Below are 18,702 nucleotides of genomic sequence, written 5' to 3'. Positions count from 1 at the left end.
CTGGCGTTGACTTTTGGCACGCTGTTGAGTTCTCAAGGAACGGTCGCTTCCTTTGTACTCACCCTCTCGGGCTTTCCTCCGGGCTTCCCTTCGGTCTTGCGTTTCCGACTCTATCAGATCTTTTCTCGATCCGATTTCCTCGGTGCTTTCCAGGTTCCCGCTCTCGCGTTTCCCTTTCCGGCGTTTCCGACTCTATCAGATCCTTTCGGCGTCTGATTCCCAGTCAGCGGGAGCTGCCTTCGCGGCTGTTGGGCCGTTCCGACGTCCCAAACCTTAGCGGATCCGCTCCGCGATTCCCAATCGAGCCTCGCGGTCCGACCGGGCATCACTGAGACCCGAAATCGAATTGAATTCGGGCACGCCGAAATCAACCCGGTCGGGGGATCGTGCTGGTGGTTTGGTGCCGCTGCTGCGGCGGAGGTGCTGTCGCAGAACCGTTACGGCTCCGCGGCAACCCGAAGAACATTACGGGGCAGGGAAGGGGGTGTCAAGCATCCCCTGTCAAGATTTTTTCCGCGGCCCGCACACCCCGGCATCAGTCCAGGTCAGTGAGCCGACCGCCGGCGTCCGGCTGGGCGTGCTCCACACGCCGCAGCAGCCGGGTGAGGACCTCGCCCAGCACCGCACGCTCCGCCGGGGAGAGGTCCTGGAGCAGATCCTCCTCGAAGACGGAGGCGAGGCGCATGGCCTCCAGCCACTTCTCGCGTCCTTCGGAGGTCAGCTCGACAATCACCCGGACGCGGTTGCATTCGTCCCTCTCCCGGGTGACGAGCCCCTCGGCGACCATTCGGTCGATGCGGTGGGTCATCGCGGCCGGGGTGAGGCCGAGGCGCTTGGCCAGTTCGCTGGGGCCCATCCGGTAGGGGACCCCGGAGAGGACCAGGGCCTTGAGGACCTCCCACTCCGCATTGCTGATCCCGAGGGCGCCGGTCTGGCGGCCGTAGGCGACGTTCATGCGGCGGTTGAGCCGGGACAGCGCCGAGACGATCTTCTCGACCTGGGGGTCGAGGTCCTGGAACTCGCGCTGGTAGGCGGCGATCTGCTCGTCGAGCGTCGGCTCGCCGCCGGTGGTGTCGGCCATGGTCCGCAGTATCGCACGGACACGCTTGGCGTTGAAGTCCTTCGCGATGTAGTCTTTAGCTTCGAACTTTAACTTCAAAGTCTTCAGACTTCAGCAGTCCGTCGACTTGACGACCTGAGAGAGGTGAACGTGACCAGGGCGATGGGCGCAGCGATGCGCCGGATCCACGTGGGCAACGCACTCAGCGCGTTCGGGCTCGGTTTCACCGTCCCCTACCTGTACGTCTATGTGGCGCAGGTGCGGGGGCTCGGTGCCATGACGGCGGGTGTCGTGCTCGCCGTCTTCGCCGTGGCCGCGCTGATCGTGCTGCCGTTCGCCGGCCGGGCGATCGTGCGGCGCGGCCCACTGCCGGTCCTTCTCACCGCCCTGGTGACGGCCGCTGCCGGTGCGCTGAGCCTGGGCCTGGCGGGGAGCGGACCGGCCGTGCTGGCCGCGGCGGCACTGCTGGGTGCCGGGCAGGCCGTGATGCAGCCGGCGCTGGCGACGATGATCGTGGACTGCTCGACGGCGGAGACCCGGTCCCGGGCCTTCGCGACGCAGTTCTTCCTGCAGAACCTGGGGCTGGGTGTCGGTGGCCTCATAGGCGGCCACCTCGTCGACACGACCCGGGTCTCCTCCTTCACGCTGCTCTTCGCGATCGAGGCGGCGATGTTCCTGCTGCTGGTCGTGGTGATGGCGACGGTACGGATGCCGCACTCGCCGCGCATCGCGGACGCGCCGGCCGCGTCGTCGGCGAAGGGCAGCTGGAAGCAGCTGCTCGGGAACCGGGCGATGGTGCAGCTGTCCGTGCTGGGCTTCGTGCTGTTCTTCGCCTGCTACGGGCAGTTCGAGTCCGGGCTGAGCGCGTACGGCGTGGAGGCGGCGGGGATATCCACGTCCGCGCTGGGCACCGCGCTGGCCGCCAACACGCTGATGATCGTCGTCGCGCAGTTCGCCGTGCTCAGGTTCGTCGAGCGTCGGCGGCGGTCGCGCGTGATCGCGGGGGTCGGGCTGATCTGGGCCGTCGCGTGGGTGACGGCCGGGTACGCCGGGCTGGGGCACGGTAGCCAGGAGATGGCGACGGCCGCATTCGTCTCGACGTACGCGCTGTTCGGGCTGGGTGAGGCGATGCTGTCGCCGACGGTGGCTCCGCTGGTGGCCGACCTGGCGCCGGAGGGGATGGCCGGGCAGTACAACTCGGCGTTCGCGCTGGTCAAGCAGCTGGCGTTGGCGGTGGGGCCGGCGGTGGGCGGGCCGCTGGCGGCCTCGCTGCCCGCGCCGTACGTCGTGACGTTCCTGCTGTTCTCGCTGGGGATCAGTGTGCTGGCGGTGCGGCTGGGGAAGCGGCTGACGGATGTCCAGGACCGGCCTTGGCTCGCCGCGAGGAGCAGGGTCGTGGCACGGGGCGGGGCGGCCGCGGAGTCCGTGTCCGCGTAGTGGGGGCTGGGCGGAGGGGGTGTCGCTTACCGGCGCTGGCAGGGTGCCTCCCCCACGCTCGGCTTCGCTCGCGCGGGGGGACCTCCATCGCCCACCCGTGCCGCCATGGGGGCACCTCCCAGGCCCTTGAGGCACTGGGGGAAGCACGACTGCCCGCAACTGTGTATGTAAGACGCGGCTCTACAGCGCCCCCCTAAGGGGCGCTGGGGGTACCCCCGGCCGAATGCTGGGGGAGGAACTGCGCGACCAGCCCCCACCGGTCCGCAGCCGAAACCCGGCCGTCCCCCTACCCCTTCGGCAGTACGAACTCGCACCACACTGCCTTCCCACCCCCCGGCGTCCTCCGTGACCCCCACCCCGAGGCGATCGTCGCCACGATCGCGATCCCCCTTCCCGACTCGTCCCCCGGTTCCGCGCGTCTCCGGCGCGGCAGGTGGTCGTCGCCGTCCGTGACCTCGATGATCAGTCGGCGGTCGGTGCGGCGGAGCCGCAGCCGCATGGGCGGGGTGCCGTGCTGGAGGGAGTTGGCGACGAGCTCGCTCGTGGCGAGGACGCCCAGGTCGTGGAGGTCGGCCGGGAAGCGCCAGCTGGTCAGCACGCCGGAGGCGAACGCACGGGCGCGTGGCGCCGCCTCGATGCCGCCGAGGAGTTCCAGCGCGGCGTTGCGGAACAGCTCGCTGTCGGGGCCCGTACGGGCCGGATGCTGGAGGACCAGGACGGCGACGTCGTCGTCGTGGTCGGCCGTGACGCCGGCCGAGCGGACCAGGCGGTCGCAGATGACCTGGGGTGTGCCGGTGGCGCCCGCCAGCGCGCGCTCCAGGGCCGCGATGCCCTCGTCCAGGTCCTGGTCACGGCGCTCGACCAGGCCGTCCGTGTAGAGGACGGCCGTGGAGCCGGGACCCAGCGGTACCGAGGCGGACGCGTGGACCCAGCCGCCGGTGCCGAGCGGAGGTCCGGTCGGCTCCTCGGTGCGCAGCACGCTGCCGTTCTCGTCGCGGACCAGGATCGGCAGGTGGCCGGCGGAGGCGTACACCAGCCGGCCCTCGTTGGGGTCGTGGACGGCGTAGACGCAGGTGGCGATCTGGTTGGGGTCGATCTCGGTGGCGAGGCCGTCGAGGAGCTGGAGGACCTCGTGCGGGGGGAGGTCCAGGCGGGCGTAGGCGCGGACCGCCGTGCGGAGCTGGCCCATGACGGCCGCCGCGCGGACGCCGCGGCCCATCACGTCGCCGATGACGAGGGCGGTGCGGCCGCCGCCGAGGGTGATGACGTCGTACCAGTCGCCGCCGACCGCGGCCTCGGTGCCGCCGGGCTGGTAGGTGGCGGCGATGCGCAGGTCGTCGGGTTGTTCCAGCTCCTGGGGGAGCAGCGAGCGCTGGAGGGTCACCGCGGTCTCGCGCTGGCGGCGTTCGCTGGCGCGCAGCCGCTCCGCCGCCTCGGCGTGGTCGGTGACGTCCGTGGCGAAGAGGAGGACGCCGCCGTCGCGGTCGCCGTTCTCGGCGACCGGGGTGCAGGTGAACGTGTAGGTGCGGCCGTCGAGCGCCTTGCGGGACTTGAGCGTGCGGGGCTTGCCGCTGCGCAGGACCTGGTCGAGGAGGGGGAGGAGGCCGAGTTCGGCGAGTTCGGGCAGTGCCTCGCGGGCGGGGGCGCCCGGGGGCCGTACGCCGAAGGCCGACGTGTAGGCGTCGTTGACGTACGCGATGTGGTGGTCCGGGCCGTGGACGAGGGCGACCAGGGCCGGGACGTGGTCGAGGACGCCGCGGGCGGGCAGTTCGTCGACCGCGGGCACACAGGGCGAGTCGTCGGTCAGTTGTTCGGCGCGGGCCGCGGGCACGGAGCCGTCCCCTCGTCGGTCCGGGGAGACCGCGTGCTCGGTCCGCGCTGCGGCGCGGCGCTGCGTTCCGGGGAGCCGGGCGCTCCAGCGCGTGAAGTTCACGAAACCTTGCCTCGTGTCGTCGTCTCCGGCCGGCTCGGGGAGCGGCCGGGGGCCGGGGGAAGTCCCCCGGTGCAGTTCTGGGGAGAAGCTGGGGAGAAGCCTTGTGCTCGGTCGGGGGGCAGTCTGGCAGGGTGGCCGTCGGCGACGACATCCGTCAGACGCCGGGGCGGTCCGTGGAGTTCCTGAGTTCCGTCAGGACGACCCGTTCGAGTCGTCGGAGGGACTGTGAGGAGGCTTTCCACCGGCCGCGAGTTCGAACTCCGCTCGGGGATGTTCGAGTGATCCGAGCGAGACGATCTCCCGTTTGAAGAGCCCGGAGAGGGTCCATTCGGCGAGGACGCGGGCCTTGCGGTTGAAGGTCGGCACCCTGCTCAGGTGGTAGACGCGGTGCATGAACCAGGCAGGGTAGCCCTTCAGCCTGCGCCCGTAGACCTGGGCGACGCCCTTGTGGAAGCCGAGCGAGGCGACCGAGCCGGCGTACGTGTGGCTGTACGTGTCGAGGGGTTCGCCGCGCAGCGCGTGGACGAGGTTGTCGCCGAGGACCCGGGCCTGGCGGACCGCGTGCTGGGCGTTGGGGGCCGTGTCGGTGCCGGGTTCGGCGGCGGTGACGTCGGGGACGGCGGCGGCGTCGCCCGCGGCCCATGCGTGGTCGACGCCGTCGACGGTCAGCTCGGCGGTGCATTTCAGCCGTCCGCGCGGAGTGCGCGGCAGGTCGGTGGCGGCGACCAGGGGGTGCGGTTTGACGCCGGCCGTCCAGACGACGGTGCGGGTCGGGAAGCGCTGGCCGTCACTGAGGACGGCGACGCGGTCGACGCACGATTCCAGACGGGTGTCGAGCAGCACCTGGATGTTGCGGCGGCGCAGTTCGGTGACGGTGTAGCGGCCCAGCTCGGGGCCGACCTCGGGGAGGATCCGGTCGGTGGCCTCCACGAGGATCCATTTCATGTCCTCGGGCTGGACGTTGTGGTAGTACCGCGCGGCGTAGCGGGCCATGTCCTCCAGTTCGCCGAGGGCCTCCACGCCCGCGTAGCCGCCGCCGACGAAGACGAAGGTGAGGGCCGCGTCGCGGATCGCGGGGTCGCGGGTGGAGGAGGCGATGTCCATCTGCTCGATGACGTGGTTGCGCAGGCCGATGGCCTCCTCGACGGTCTTGAAGCCGATGCCGTGCTCGGCGAGACCCGGGATGGGCAGCGTGCGCGCGATCGAGCCGGGGGCGAGGACCAGTTCGTCGTACTCCAGGAAAGTGGCGCCTTTTCGCTCCTCGGCGGTGGCGAGGGTGGCGACTTCGGCGGTGCGCTTGGCGTGTTCGATGGACGTCACCTCGCCGATGACCACATGGCACCGGTCCAGAACGCGCCGTAGCGGTACGACGACATGCCGAGGGGAAATCGAACCCGCAGCCGCTTCGGGAAGGAACGGCTGGTACGTCATATAGGGATCGGGGGTGACGACAGTGATGTCGACCTCACCCTGCCTGAGCTCCCGCTTCAGCCTCCGCTGCAGCCTCAGGGCCGTGTACATCCCGACGTAGCCGCCGCCGACAACGAGAATGCGCGCACGTACCTTCACCATCCCATGACGCACCCGTGACTGTTGTTTGTCCACAGCCCCGGCAATTTGTGTGACCGGCGGGCTGCTGGGCCGGGCGTTCGGCACGCGCCCAGGAGCGGACGAAAGGGGCCAGGTCAGCGGGGGCGGGCAGGGGGGTGCGAAGGCACCGAATCGGGAGGTAAACGACCCGTACTCCGATCGGGGGGCGCACCGTGCGGAACGTCCCCCTTCTGAATTGACAGCCTCTCAACTATGTTCGTGTGTCGACGGGGTGCAGAGGATGTGGTCGAACGGATCGCGACGGGCGGTCCGCCCGGCCCGCGGTCCATGGATCGGTCATGGGTCGGCCGCAGTTCCGCTCACTCCGGCTTTCAGTGACGGGGAGAGTCTCCGGGGGGAGACGTCGTTAACCGGGGGAACACAGATGCATATTCAGGACACACATTGGTCGTCGGCGTCCGCTCTTGCGGCCGGTGGCGGAACGGTGAGCGCGGCGGCGGGCAACGGACGTGGTGACGGGCCGCGTACGACGCCGCTGCGGGTGGACGCACAGCGCAACCTGGAGCACGTGCTGCGTGCGGCGCGTGAGGTCTTCGGCGAGCTGGGGTACGGCGCGCCGATGGAGGACGTGGCGCGGCGGGCGCGGGTCGGGGTCGGCACCGTGTACCGGCGCTTCCCGAGCAAGGACGTGCTGGTACGGCGGATAGCCGAGGAGGAGACCTCCCGGCTGACCGACCAGGCGCGGGCCGCGCTCGGGCAGGAGGACGAGCCGTGGTCGGCGCTGTCGCGTTTCCTGCGGACGTCGGTGGCATCGGGGGCGGGGCGGTTGCTGCCGCCGCAGGTGCTGCGGGTCGGGGTGCCGGAGGAGGTCGGCGGCGGTGCCGTGGCCGGCTCCGGGACCGAGGAGGCCCGGGTGCCGCAGCAGCGGACGCAGCCGGGGGCCGGGGAGTTGCGGCTGGTGCCGGAGGAACCGGAGCCGGTGGGCGACGCCGCCGACGACGCGGGGGCGGCCGCGCTGCTCGACGTCGTGGGGCGGCTGGTCGAACGGGCGCGGGCGGCGGGTGAGTTGCGGCCGGACGTCTCCGTCTCCGACGTGCTGCTGGTGATCGCGACTGCGGCGCCGTCCCTGCCGGATGCTGCGCAGCAGGCGGCGGCTTCTGCTCGGTTGCTGGAGATCCTGCTGGAGGGGTTGCGGTCCCGGCAGTGACGGTGGCTCGCGGTGCCCGCGGGGGCGCAACAGCGTGTGCCATGCGATGGCCGTGGGTGGGCGCGGGTTGGCTGTGGCCGGTCGCGCCCACGCGGCGGTAGCCGCAAATCAAACACAGCCCCGCGCCCCTTACGGGGAGCTGCAGTGCCAAGCGTTTCCCCTTCCGGGTGACCGTGTCGTCGCTCGGGGGCCTCGGTGAATGCCGGTGTGGCAGTCTGAGCCGGTGATGGGGTCGGTCGGGCAGGCATCGGGGGCGTTCCGCGATGAGCGTTGACGGGTGGGACGAGTCCCTGGGCGAGGGGACGACCTCGCCGCAGGTGCCCAGCCAGGGCGGGCGGACCGCTGTGCCGCCGGCCGGCGAACCGCCGGAAGGGAACGTTCCGGCACAGCGTGACGGGAGTGTCCTGCCGCCGCCCCGGCAGCTGCCGCACCCCGACAGCCAGTTGATCGAGCGGATGCGGGCAGGCGACGACTCGGCTTACGCGGAGCTGTACCGCCGGCACGCGGACGCGGTACGGCGCTACGCGCGGACCTGTTGCCGGGACGGGCACACCGCCGACGACCTGACCGCCGAGGTGTTCGCCCGCATGCTGCAGGCGGTGCGCGGTGGGTCCGGGCCCGAGTACGCCGTGCGCGCCTACCTGCTCACCTCCGTACGGCGGGTCGCCGCGCAGTGGATCAAGTCCGCCCGGCGAGAGCAACTCGTCGACGACTTCGCACTGTTCGCGGCGCAGGCCACGCGCGGCTCCGAGGTGTCGGACGACGGCTCACTGGAACTCGGCGCCGATGTGCGCGCGCTGCACGAGGCCGAGCAGTCGATGGCGATGCAGGCCTTCCGTTCGCTGCCGGAGCGCTGGCAGGCCGTGCTGTGGCACACCGAGGTGGAGGACGAGTCGCCGAGCGAGGTGGCCACCCTCTTCGGGCTGGACGCCAACGGCACGCGGGTCCTTGCCAGCCGGGCCCGTGAGGGCCTCAAGCAGGCCTACCTCCAGGCCCACGTGAGCGCCTCCCTCATCGACGACGAGGAGTGCGCCCGCTACGCCGACCAGCTGGGCGGCTACGCCCGCCGCAAACTGCGGGTCCGCGCCGAGCGGGGGCTGCGCAAGCACCTGGAGGAGTGCGCCAGGTGCCGGCTGGCCGCCGCCCAGATCGAAGAGGTCGCGAGCGGCATCCCGGCCGTCGTACCGGTCGCGGTCATCGGCTGGTTCGGGGCCGCCGGGTACGCCAAGGCGCTCGGGATCGTCGCCGGGGGAGCCGGGGTGGGGGCCGCGGGTGCGGCCGCCGCGGCGAGCGGTTCGTCCGGCGGGGCGGGCGGCGGCGGGAGCGCCGCGGCCTCGGAGGGGCTCGCGGGGCCGGTGAAGGCCGGTATCGCCGCCGGAGTGGTCGCGGCGGCGGTCGCCGTGGTGGCCCTCGCCCTCACGAACGACAGCCATCCGGTCAAGGAGGCGGCCGGACCCACCCCGTCCGCGCCGGCCGTCCGGCCCGGGACACCGACCCCCACCCCTACCCCCACGAAGAGGAAACCGGCACCCGAGCCGGTCGTCCTCGCCCCCGAACCGACCCCGACCGCAACGCCGACGCCGACTCCGAGCTCCAGGCCCACCCCGAGTCCGAAGCAGGCCCCCACCCCGACGCCCACGCCCACCCCGCCGACGCCGACGCCGACCCCCACCCCCACTCCACCGCCCGCCCCGGCCGTCTACCAGTGGAGCGAGCTGCGCTTCGACGTCACCGGCGACGGCACCCGCCCCGAGATGCGGCTCGGCGACAGCAGCTGGGTGTGGCAGCGGTACGGGGCGACGGTCGCCGGCAAGGAGTACGCGCACGGCGTCACCGTGCACGGCCGGTCCTCCGTCACCATCGACCTCAACCGGCAGTGCACCGCCTACGACGCGATGGCCGGCGTCGACGACATGACCCTCGGCCTCGGAAAGGTCACCTTCGCCGTCTACGCGGACGGGGAGCGACTGTGGCGGTCCGGGGTCGTCGAGGGCGACCAGGCCGCCGTTCCCGTCCATGTGGACCTGACCGGGCACCAGACCGTGCGTCTGGTGGTCGAACCGCAGACCGCCTTCGACACGGTGGCGCTCGCCGACTGGGCCGAGTCGACGTTCACCTGCCGGTAGCGGTCGGTGCCCCGGCTCAGGTGCCGGTGGCGGCGGTCGGCGTGCTGCTCAGTTCGCGCAGGGCGTCCTCCTCGGTGAGGGAGGCGCCGCGCGAGCGCTCGGCCGCGTAGCGCGGCGGGGTCAGCGACACGCGGGCGGCCGCGTCGACCTCCTCGGCGCGGGTGCGCTCCGGCTCGGGACGGACGCTCCCGGCGCGCCACTGGTCGGCGGCGGCGTACAGCCGTACCGCACCCGCCAGATCGCCGAGCCGGGCCAGCAGGTCGGCGCCGATGTCCACCAGCGCCGCCGTGATCACCTCGGCGCACCGGTACTCCACCGCCTCGCGCAGCCCTTCGGCGACGATCGGCAGCCCGCGCGCGGGGCCGTGCTCCAGGGCCGTGAGCATGGCCTCGACGGCGCGGATCGCGGCCGTGAACTGTGGTGGCGCGGAGCCGGCCAGCGTGGTGGCGCGGGCGGTCTCGTAGTACTCGCGCGCCCGGGGCAGGTCCCCGTCGTGCTGGGCCAGGAGCGCACGCAGCAGCGCCACGTACGCCTTCGACTCCGCCACCGCGTACCGCTCGGAGGCCTCGCCCGCCTGGTCCAGGACGGCCTGGGAACCCACCAGGTCACCGGAGCGGAAGGCGATCTCGGCGAGCCGCGCGAGCAGGAACGGCGTCTCCGCGTACGCGCCCACCTCGTGGGCGAGGCGCAGCGCCTCCCGGTACTCGCCCTCCGCCGCCACGAACCGGCCGCGCGCCATGTCCGCCTCGCCGGCCGCGCTGCACACCTGGGCCCGCATCCAGCGGTCCCCGACCCGCCGGCTGAGGACGCGCAGCTCGGCCAGGTCCTCGTCGACGCCCCGCAGGTTGCCGGGCGAGTCGACCATGACGTGGGTGCGGTACATCAGGCTGACGCCGACCTCCCAGTCACCGCCGTACATCCGGCAGTTGGCGATCACCGCGGACATGTCGGGGCCGATGTCCACGGCGGAGCCGCCCATGGTCCACGCGGTGAGCGGCCAGATGAGGCCCGGCATCCGGGCGGCCCGGGGACCGCCCGCCTCGAAGGCGGCCCGGACGAGCGCGACGTACCGCGGGCTCCGCTCGTCCGCCGCCAGGTCCGGCTGGCCGGACTCGGACGCCAGGAACAGGTCGAGCATCCGGAGGTCCATCCGCAGCTCGTGCAACGGGTGCCCGGCCTGGGCGTCGGGGGCGGCCAGGAGGGCGCCCACGGGGTCCGCCGCGGCGGCGAGCGCGCGTAGTTCGCCCGGGTCGGCGTCCGCGGGCAGGGCGTCCCGGGCGACGCCGAGGCGCAGCACCGCGCGTACCGAGGCGGTGGCCTCCTGGCGGTAGTTGCGCAGCCACCAGAACCAGCCGACGGCGAGGACGATCCGGCCCGCCCGCACCTCGTCGCCGGCGTGGACCGCCCGGTCGAGGGCGGCGCGGATGTTGTCGAGGTCGGCCTCCAGGCGGCGGATCCAGGGAAGCTGCTCCGCGGAGCGCAGTCTCGGCTCCGCCTCCTCGACGAGCGCGCACACCCACGCGCCGTGCCGCCGCTCTGCCGCCGCCCGCAGCCCGGGAACCTCGGCGGCGCGCTCGGCGGCGTACTCGTGGATGGTCTCCAGCATGCGGTAGCGCATACCGCCGGTGCCGTCGGCGCCGTCCGGGGTGGCGATGATCAGGGACTTGTCCACGAGCGCGCCGACGAGGTCGGCGGCCGGTCCGGTGCAGACGGCCTCCGCGGCCGTGAGGTCCCAGCCGCCGGCGAAGACGGACACCTCACGCAGCATCGTCCGCTCCCGCTCGTCGAGCAGGTCCCAGGACCAGTCGACGACCGCGCGCAGGGTCTGCTGGCGGGGCAGGACCGTGCGGCTGCCGGCGGTGAGCAGGCGGAAGCGGTCGTCGAGCCGGTCGGCGATCTGCCGGGGTGTCAGCAGCCGGAGCCGGGCCGCGGCGAGCTCGATCGCGAGGGGCAGGCCGTCGAGGCGGCGGCAGATCTCGTCGACGGCCGCGGAGTCGCTCGGCGAGGCACCGGTCCCCGTACCGGTCCCTGTCCCGGGGCGGACCGCGGCGGCACGCTCCTCGAAGAGACGGTGTGCCTGTTCGGGGGCGAGGGGTTCGACCGGGCGCACCGACTCGCCGGGGACGCCCAGGGGTTCACGGCTGGTGGCGAGGACCGTGAGCCCCGGGCAGTGGGTGAGGAGGGTCTCGGCGAGGGCGGCCGCCGCTTCGATGACATGTTCGCAGTTGTCAAGGATCAGGAGTTGGCTGCGCGGGGCGCAGTACTCGACGAGCAGGGCCGTGGGGTCGGTCCGCACGGTCGCCAGCTCGTTGGTCATGAGCACGGTCTCGCGCAGACCGAGCGCGCTGACCACCGCGCCTGGCACCGCCTCCGGCCGGTCGAGCGGGGCGAGCTCGACGAGCCATGCCTGCGGGAGTCCGGCGGCGGCCTCCTCGGCGAGACGGGTCTTCCCGGAGCCGCCCGGTCCGGTGAGGGTGACGAGACGGGCCCTGTGCAATTCGGAACGAACGGCCTCGAGCTCGGGTTCCCGCCCCACGAAAGAGGTAAGCCGCGGACGGAGGTTGCCGGTGCGGGGCGGGGGCGCCCCCAGCGGGGTGGACTCCTGCCTGAGCAACGACGCGTGCAGGGCCTGGAGTTCCGGTCCGGGGTCGGTGCCGAGGCCTTCGGCGAGGGTGCGGCGGGCGGTCTCGTACGCGGCGAGGGCGTCCGCCGGGCGGCCGGTGTCGCGCAGGGCACGGATGAGCAGGGCGTGCAGCGGCTCGTCGTACGGGTGGGCCGTGGTGAGCTCGGTCAACTCCGGTACGGCGTCGGCGGCTCGGCCGAGGCGCAGGGCGGCGTCGGCGCGGGCGCGGGTGGCTTCCAGCCGGAGCGCGGCCGGGCGGGCGGCGGCCGTGGTGCGGTCGGGGAGGTCGGCGAGGGCGGGGCCGCCCCAGAGGGCGAGGGCCGCGGTGAGGAGGCGGTGGGCTGTCGCCGGGTCGCCGTCGGCCAGGGCTGCGGTGCCGTCGCGCACCTGCCGCTCGAAGACGTACAGGTCGATGTCGGCCTCGGCCGCCTCCAGGCGGTAGCCGCCGGGGGTCGAGGCGATGCTGTCCCTGCCGAGGGCCCTGCGAAGGCGGCCGACGAGGGCCTGGAGGGCAGCCGGGGCGTCCTGGGGCGGGTCGTCGTCCGTCGCCCAGATCTCCTCGATGAGGGTCTCGGGGGTGAGGGTGCGGGCGGGGTGAAGGGCGAGGACGGTGAGCAGGGCGCGGAGGCGGGGGCCGCCGACGGGTATGGCGGTGCCCTGGTCGTCGCTGGCTTGGGCCACGCCCAGGATTCGGTACCGCACCGGGTCATTGTCGCTGGGGGCGGGGGAAGGGGCACGGAGTTTCAGTGCCGCGGGTTGCAGGTTGCCCGGGGTGGGGCTGAGGGCGGGGGGTGTCACTTACCGACGCTGGCAGGGTGCCGCTGCGCCCACCCGTCAGCTGAGTGCGTACGGCGACGCTGCCCGCAGTTGGGAAGCTGACGCGACTGCAGCGCCCCGTAAGGGGCGCGGGGAACTGCGCGACCAGCCCCCACCGGCCCGCGGCCGAACCACGAGGCCCCCGATGCAGGGGTCTGGGGACGGCAGCCCCCAGATACGTCGGCCCCACCCCCCGGAGGGTCACGCCCCCAGATACGTCGGCCCCACCCCCCGGAGGGTCACGCCCCCAGATACGTCGGCCCCACCCCCCGGAGGGTCACGCCCCCGACGCCAACGCCCCCCGCATCGGCCGTATCCCCGCAGGCACCGCACGGGCCCGCGCCGGCGTCCCCGTCCAGCACGTGCCCCGGCGGGACAGGAGCCGGCGGAGCCACAGCTCAAGGGAGACCAGGTCGGCCAGCCCGTCCAGCGGCAGCGGCTCCCCCGCGGCGGCCGAGCGCAGCGCCTTGCGGACCACCCGCGCCTCCACCAGGCCCGCCTGCGCCAGCAGCGGCGTCGAGAAGAGGGAGATCAGGTCGTCGGCCGCCACGCGCAGCCCCGTGCGGGTGGCCGCCGCCGAGGACGCGTGGGAGGGGGCGCCCCAGCCCGGCGGAAGGTCGGTGACGCCGGCGCCCTCCAGGACCGTGCGGAGGATCGCGGCACGGGCGCCCGGCTGGACGCGCAGTGCCTCCGGGAGGTCGCGGCAGGCGCGGACCACCTGGTTGTCGAGGAAGGGGGTGTGCAGCCGCTGGGAGCGGATCTCGGCCGCCTGTTCCAGGACACGGATGTCGGCCGCGTGACGGGCCAGCACCGCACGCGCGCGATAGTCTCCGGGGCGCTGCCCGGGGCCGACGCCGGAGCGGTTCGCCGAACCCTGGAGCAGAACCGATACTTCAGCCAGCGCCTCGCCGGTCAGCCAGCGCGCCGCCGGGCCCGGTCTCGCCCAGGTGAGTGCGGCGAGGGACGCGCCCACCGCGCCCCCCGGATCGTCGAACCGGCGCCGCAGCAGGCGCTCGGCGAGGGACTCGACGCCCGCGCGGTACGGCGTACGCGCCAGGCGGCGAGCCGCGCTGTACACGCGGGCAGGGACCATCACCGAGCCGTCGGCCTTGGCGAGCGCGGCGACCGGGCGGACGAGGTGGCGGCGCTTGCGGTCCATCAGCAGGTCGGCGAGGCGCGCGGGGTGGGCGTCGAGGACCTGGCGGGCGCCGTAGCCGGTGAAGTGGTCGGCGCTGCCGGCGGCGAGCCGGGCGCGGTGCCGGGCCGCGGAGATCAGGGACGGGCCGGGTTCGTCGGTGAGGGGGCCGTCGAGGTCGGCGTACGGCAGCATCTCCTCGCCGCCGGTGACCACCACGTGGTGCAGGCGCGGGTTGGCGGCGAGGGTGCCCGCGCGTTCGAGTTCGGCCTCGCGGCCGCCCACGGCCAGGTCGTTGAAGGTGACGGCGAGGAGGCGCTCGCCGGCGCCGGTGCCGTGGCCGAGGACCGTGCCGGGCATGCCGGGCAGGCCCGCGGCCAGCAGGGCCAGCGTCCCCGACGCCGGGCCGCCGGAGAGGTCGGCGCCGATGCCCGGGACCGGCATCCCGCGCGCCGCGCGACGCTCGGCGGGGCCCATGCCGGGCACCGGACCGGGGTCGATGTCCGGGACGTGCCGGGGTGCCGACAGCCGTGCGCGTACCGCCTCTACGAGTGCGTCCCGTACGGCGTCCACCGCGCGGTCGGGGTCGGCTGAGGGTGCCGCGACCGCGAGCGAGGCGACCTGCTCGTACCCGGCGACCTCGCGCGCCCCGGTGCGCAGGATCAGCGCATGCCCCGGCGGAATGCGCCGCACGCCCTCGTACGGGGTCGAGTCGTGCAGGGCGGCCGGTACGTCGGGGGCGGCGAGGAGGGCGGCGAGGTGGCCGTAGTCGAGGTTGGCCTCGATGAGGTCGGCGAGCGGGAGCGCGGCCGTGGCGTAGGCCGTACCGCCTGCCCAGGGGCTGTAGAAGACCGGGCGGGCGCCCGCGAGGTCGCCGCAGACGGTGACCCGGCGGCCGACCTGGACGACGGCGGTGTAGCTGCCGGGCCAGGCGGTCAGATGCCGGAGTGCGCCCCCGCGCGCTGTGAAGAGGCCGAGGCGCAACTCCTCGTCGGTGGCGCCGCAGGTGCCGAGGACGGCGATGCGGTTCTGTGCGTCGGCCTTGATGACGCGGACCTCGTCGGGGCGCCAGTCGCCGACCGCCCAGAGCGGGTCGGGGTCACCCCACAGAAGCTGGGAGCCGACGGGGTGGACGGTCTCGCCGTCGTAGCCCATGGCGCCGGCGGAGCCGATCGTGGCGGCACCGGAGATGGTGCTGCTCCATCCCACCAACCACCGCATCGACGCCTCCACAGGCTGTGGACAACCATGCACGGTACGAACCGGGTCCCCATGCTGCCATGAAGGACGCGGTCCGGAGGGGCGGTGGGGCCGCCTTTGATCCCTTGAAGATTGCACGGAGTTGCCGCAGGGCAGGCCACGCGCGCGTGCCGCGGAGGAGCCGCGGCGGGAGCCGGCCGTCGTACGGTACCCGGCGACTGCGACGCGAATGCGCCCCCTGTACGCTCCCCAAAAACGCCCTTCGCGCCCTCAATTGCCGTGGTAGGAGCGTTGAGCCCCTGCAAAGGGTGGGGTCGATTTTCGGCCAAATCGGCGACGGCCGCGCGGACTTGCACACGCTCCGTACATGCTTTGCGCACCGCACGCCTGCGTGCCCGGACGCGCACAGTCCGGGAGGCGGGCATCGCCTCCCGGACCGGTCCGCCACCCGCGGGGATGAAGGTGGCGGTGTCCCCCAGCCCACTGGATCCAGTACAGCGGGCCGACCCACGCATCAGCCATGGAACCGCTCCCCAGTTGGCCGGAGAAGAGCGCACGGACGGGCGCACGGCCACACGGCGGGGGCACGCCGCGACAGGCCGTGCACGGTGCGTATATGGGCCGCACTCGCGTACGGACCACAATCCCGCCATCCGGAACAATGCCCCTTAACGCTTGGGATGCGGCGAACTACGCTGGGTTTACGAATGCCGCGTGGTTATGCCAGCGCGGCAGCCGTCTGTGTCGAGGGGTGGCGCATGTCCAGGGAGCAACGCGGGCCGAACGAAAAGCTCGGCGCCGTTCTCGCCCTCGCGGGAATCAGCAACGCAGGACTCGCGCGACGCGTCAACGATCTTGGCGCTCAACGCGGGTTGACTCTTCGCTACGACAAGACGTCGGTGGCGCGCTGGGTGTCGAAGGGCATGGTGCCGCAGGGTGCCGCGCCACACCTCATCGCCGCCGCGATAGGCCAGAAGCTCGGCCGCCCGGTGCCGCTCCACGAGATCGGCCTGGCGGACGCGGATCCCGCCCCCGAAGTGGGCCTCGCCTTCCCCAGGGACGTCGGCCAGGCGGTGCGGTCGGCGACGGAGCTGTACCGCCTCGACCTGGCCGGCCGCCGGGCCGGTTCCGGCGGCATCTGGCAGTCGCTGGCCGGTTCGTTCGCAGTGAGCGCATACGCAACGCCCGCCTCGCGTTGGCTGATAACCCCCGCCGACAGTTCGGTCGCGCGCGAGGCGAACGCCGTGGACGGTTCGGGCGCACCGCTCAAAGTCGGCCACAGCGACGTGCAGAAGCTGCGGGAGGCCGCCGAGGACGCCAGGCGCTGGGACTCCAAGTACGGCGGCGGCGACTGGCGGTCGTCGATGGTGCCGGAGTGTTTACGTGTGGAGGCGGCACCGCTGCTGCTCGGCGCGTACTCCGACGAAGTCGGGCGGGCGCTGTTCGGAGCGAGTGCCGAACTGACGCGGCTGGCCGGGTGGATGGCCTTCGACACCGGACAGCAGGAGGCCGCTCAGCGGTACTACATCCAGGCGCTGCGGCTCGCCCGCGCGGCGGCCGACGTACCGCTCGGCGGCTACGTCCTGGCATCGATGTCCCTGCAGGCGACGTACCGGGGCTTCGGCGACGAGGGCGTCGACCTCGCGCAGGCCGCCGTGGAGCGCAACCGGGGGCTGGCCACCGCGCGGACCATGAGCTTCTTCCGGCTGGTGGAGGCGCGGGCACACGCGCGTGCGGGCGACGCGCAGGCCGCGGGGGCCGCGCTGAAGGCCGCGGAGGGGTGGCTGGAGCGGGCGCGGGAGGGGGACAACGATCCCTCCTGGCTCGGTTTCTACGGCTACGACCGGTTCGCCGCGGACGCGGCCGAGTGCTACCGGGACCTGAAGGCCCCGCGGCAGGTGCGGCGCTTCACGGAACAGGCCCTTTCCAAGCCGACCGAGGAGTTCGTGCGGTCGCACGGGCTGCGGCTGGTCGTGTCGGCCGTCGCCGAACTGGAGTCGGGGAACCTCGACGCGGCCTGCGAGCAAGGCGTGCGGGCGGTGGAGGTGGCCGGGCGGATATCGTCCGCGCGGACCACGGAGTACGTGAAGGATCTGCTGCACCGGCTGGAGCCGTACGGGGACGAGCCGAGGGTGGTGGAGCTGCGGGAGCGGGCGAGGCCGTTGCTGATGGCGCCGGCGTGAGGATCGCCTGGTCGTCTGCCGGGCCGCTGTGGTCCTGCGGGTGCGGGTGCATGGGGGCTGGTAGGGCAGTTCCTCCCCCAGCCTTCGGCCGGGGGTACCCCAGCGCCCCTTACAGGGCGCTTCACCAACCGTACGTTTGAAGTGGCTGTCAGTGGCGCAGTGCACTATCGGATGCGGGAGGTGGTGCAGGTGTCTGCCGGGGTTGCGTACGACTGTGATGTGCTCGTCGTGGGGGGTGGGATCGTCGGGCTGTCCACCGCGTATGCGATCACCCGTGCCGCGCCCGGGACCCGGGTCACCGTGCTGGAGAAGGAGGCCGGGCCGGCGAGGCACCAGACGGGGCGCAACAGCGGGGTCATCCACAGCGGGATCTACTACCGGCCCGGGTCGCTGAAGGCGCGGTACGCCGTCAAGGGTGCCGCGGAGATGGTCAAGTTCTGCGCGGAGTACGGCATCGCGCACGCCGTCACCGGCAAGCTGATCGTCGCCACCGAGCGGGCGGAGCTGCCCCGGCTGCACGCCCTGGTGCAGCGCGGCCGGGAGAACGGGATTCCGGTGCGGGAGCTCGGCGCCGCGCAGATCGGGGAGTACGAACCCGAGGTGCGGGGGCTCGCCGCCATACACGTCGGGACGACCGGGGTGGCCGACTTCGTGGGCGTCGCCCGGCAGCTCGGGGAGGCCTCGGGGGCGGAGATCCGGTACGGCGCCCAGGTGGTCCGCGTGGACCGGCGCCCGGAGCGGGGCGTGGCCGTGCTCACCTCGCGCGGGGACGTCGTACGCGCACGCGTGCTGGTCAACTGCGCGGGGCTGTACTGCGACGAGGTCGCCCTGCTGACCGGGGACGAGCCGGGGATGCGGATCGTGCCGTTCCGGGGTGAGTACTACGAGCTGGCGCGGCCGGAGCTGGTGCGGGGGCTGGTGTACCCGGTGCCGGACCCGGCGTTCCCGTTCCTCGGGGTGCATCTCACGCGCGGGATCGACGGAGGCGTGCACATCGGTCCCAACGCGGTGCCGGCGCTGGCCCGGGAGGGGTACGGGTGGGGCGTCGTACGGCCGCGGGAGGTCGCCGGGACGCTGGCCTGGCCGGGGTCCTGGGCACTGGCGCGGCGGCACTGGCGGTACGGGGGCGGGGAGCTGCTCCGGTCGGTGTCGAAGAAGGCGTTCACGACGGCCGTACGGCGGCTGCTGCCCGCCGCGGAGGAGGGGGACCTGGTACCGGCGGCCGCGGGGGTGCGGGCGCAGGCCGTGCTGCGGGACGGGACGCTAGTCGACGACTTCCTGATCAAGGAGGGGCCGCGCGCGGTCCACGTGCTGAACGCGCCCTCGCCCGCGGCGACCGCCTCGCTGCCGATCGGACGGGAGGTGGCACGGAGGGCGCTGGAGACGCTGGGCTCGGTGTGATCCCGTCGGCCGCCTGGCAGGGGCCGTAAA

The 18,702-nt window shown here is 73.2% G+C and carries 11 protein-coding genes; 6 read left to right on the top strand and 5 right to left on the bottom strand.

Going from position 1 to position 18,702, the window contains the following annotated elements; translation table 11 throughout:
• Positions 1-216: hypothetical protein (locus tag ACFY0P_RS11670; protein WP_388910057.1), on the top strand; the 216-nt coding region annotated here is incomplete at its 5' end.
• 319 nt (positions 217-535) lie between these two features.
• Here ACFY0P_RS11670 and ACFY0P_RS11665 read toward each other — a convergent pair.
• Entirely contained in the window at positions 536-1,081 is a 546-nt protein-coding gene (locus tag ACFY0P_RS11665; protein ID WP_388910054.1) for a MarR family winged helix-turn-helix transcriptional regulator, read from the bottom strand.
• Positions 1,082-1,210: 129 nt separating this feature from the next.
• On the opposite strand from ACFY0P_RS11665, the gene ACFY0P_RS11660 reads away from it, so the two are divergent.
• Positions 1,211-2,497: an MFS transporter gene (locus ACFY0P_RS11660; protein WP_388910051.1), complete on the top strand. Its 1,287-nt coding sequence runs from the start codon at positions 1,211-1,213 to the stop codon at positions 2,495-2,497.
• Between the two features lie 286 nt (positions 2,498-2,783).
• Here the strand turns inward: ACFY0P_RS11660 and ACFY0P_RS11655 are convergent, their stop codons facing one another.
• Positions 2,784-4,430 carry a SpoIIE family protein phosphatase gene (locus ACFY0P_RS11655; RefSeq protein ID WP_388910049.1) on the bottom strand — a complete coding sequence of 549 codons (1,647 nt, stop codon included), beginning with the start codon at positions 4,428-4,430 and terminating at the stop codon, positions 2,784-2,786.
• Positions 4,431-4,622: 192 nt separating this feature from the next.
• Complete coding sequence (locus tag ACFY0P_RS11650) at positions 4,623-6,002, bottom strand: NAD(P)/FAD-dependent oxidoreductase (protein ID WP_388910047.1); 1,380 nt, start codon at positions 6,000-6,002, stop codon at positions 4,623-4,625.
• Positions 6,003-6,405: 403 nt separating this feature from the next.
• On the opposite strand from ACFY0P_RS11650, the gene ACFY0P_RS11645 reads away from it, so the two are divergent.
• The gene (locus ACFY0P_RS11645) at positions 6,406-7,188 is read left to right on the top strand and encodes a TetR/AcrR family transcriptional regulator (RefSeq protein WP_388910044.1); all 783 of its coding nucleotides are present in this window, start codon (positions 6,406-6,408) and stop codon (positions 7,186-7,188) included.
• Between the two features lie 263 nt (positions 7,189-7,451).
• Positions 7,452-9,314 carry a sigma-70 family RNA polymerase sigma factor gene (locus ACFY0P_RS11640; RefSeq protein WP_388910041.1) on the top strand — a complete coding sequence of 621 codons (1,863 nt, stop codon included), beginning with the start codon at positions 7,452-7,454 and terminating at the stop codon, positions 9,312-9,314.
• Positions 9,315-9,330: 16 nt separating this feature from the next.
• Here ACFY0P_RS11640 and ACFY0P_RS11635 read toward each other — a convergent pair whose 3' ends face one another.
• Positions 9,331-12,639 carry a BTAD domain-containing putative transcriptional regulator gene (locus ACFY0P_RS11635; RefSeq protein ID WP_388910038.1) on the bottom strand — a complete coding sequence of 1,103 codons (3,309 nt, stop codon included), beginning with the start codon at positions 12,637-12,639 and terminating at the stop codon, positions 9,331-9,333.
• Positions 12,640-13,030: 391 nt separating this feature from the next.
• Complete coding sequence (locus ACFY0P_RS11630; RefSeq protein ID WP_388910035.1) at positions 13,031-15,109, bottom strand: asparagine synthase-related protein; 2,079 nt, start codon at positions 15,107-15,109, stop codon at positions 13,031-13,033.
• 737 nt (positions 15,110-15,846) lie between these two features.
• Between ACFY0P_RS11630 and ACFY0P_RS11625 the strand changes: the two genes are divergently transcribed.
• Both ACFY0P_RS11625 and lhgO read left to right on the top strand, forming a co-directional pair.
• Complete coding sequence (locus tag ACFY0P_RS11625) at positions 15,847-17,271, top strand: MFS transporter (protein WP_093501181.1); 1,425 nt, start codon at positions 15,847-15,849, stop codon at positions 17,269-17,271.
• A gap of 171 nt (positions 17,272-17,442) precedes the next feature.
• On the top strand, positions 17,443-18,672 hold the full coding sequence (gene lhgO / locus ACFY0P_RS11620; protein ID WP_388910121.1) for an L-2-hydroxyglutarate oxidase: 1,230 nt from the start codon (positions 17,443-17,445) through the stop codon (positions 18,670-18,672).
• Positions 18,673-18,702: the final 30 nt, after the last annotated feature.

Origin of the sequence: Streptomyces sp. NPDC001714, assembly GCF_042892755.1 — a bacterium.
Lineage (GTDB): Bacteria > Actinomycetota > Actinomycetes > Streptomycetales > Streptomycetaceae > Streptomyces.
Note: the sequence above shows the minus strand (reverse complement) of the source record. Positions and strands in the feature narration are given on the sequence as shown.